We start from the raw sequence: 831 nt of genomic DNA, 5'->3' as shown, positions 1-831 counted from the left end.
CCGGTTGGCCGTGCAGTTGGGCCGCTTCAACCGCCACGAGATCGCCCGACAGCTACGCATATGGACCGATGAGGCCACCCGCATCGAGCGGGTGCTGAGCCTGCTGTGCCTGCTGCACCCCACCCCGGGCGACGCCGAACTGCTCGTCCCGGTGAGCCCCGACGCGGCGGCCGTGGAGCTGGTGGGGTCGGCCGAGAACCAGATCCGCGACCTCCAGCACGCCGTGACCGAGGTGCGGGCCCAGATGCTGTCGCTCACCCCCGCCTACTACGACGGCCGTCGCGAACGCAATCGCATGGAGGCGTTCGACGTCGTCTCGGACGTCGCCACCGTGCAGTCGCTCCTCGACGAGCTGAGCGAACGCTGTCGCAGCGAGGTGCTCACCGTGCAGCCGGGCGGTGCCCGGCCGGCCCACATCCTCACCGCGGCCCGCAAGGTCTCGCTCGGGATACTCGACCGTGGGGTGCGCATGCGCACCGTCTACCAGCACACCGCGCGCTCCGACCTGGCGACCCGGGCGTTCGTCCGTGAGCTGATCGAGCACGGCGGCGAGCTGCGCACCAGCGAGGAAGTCATCGACCGGATGATCATTTACGACCGGGAGGTCGTCTTCCTGCCCGAGCACAAGCCCGTGGGGCGCGAACCGGGCGCGGCCATCGTGCGCGAGCCGACGCTCGTGGCCTTCCTCTGCTCGGTCTTCGAGCACCTGTGGCGCGGGGCGACCCCCTTCCACCTGGGCAGTGTCGAGTCCGACCCGGTGACCGACGACCTCAAGCGGTCCATCGTGCGGCTGATGGCGGAGGGCTACAAGGACGAGATGGTGGCCAGGCG

1 protein-coding gene is annotated in these 831 nt (G+C 70.2%); it reads left to right on the top strand.

Annotated features, from left to right (window positions below):
• On the top strand, positions 1-831 hold an 831-nt coding region (locus KUM32_RS38490; protein WP_217146450.1), incomplete at both ends, for a hypothetical protein.

The organism is Streptomyces sp. AC627_RSS907 (assembly GCF_019049165.1).
This window is presented reverse-complemented; position numbering and strand designations above follow the sequence as displayed.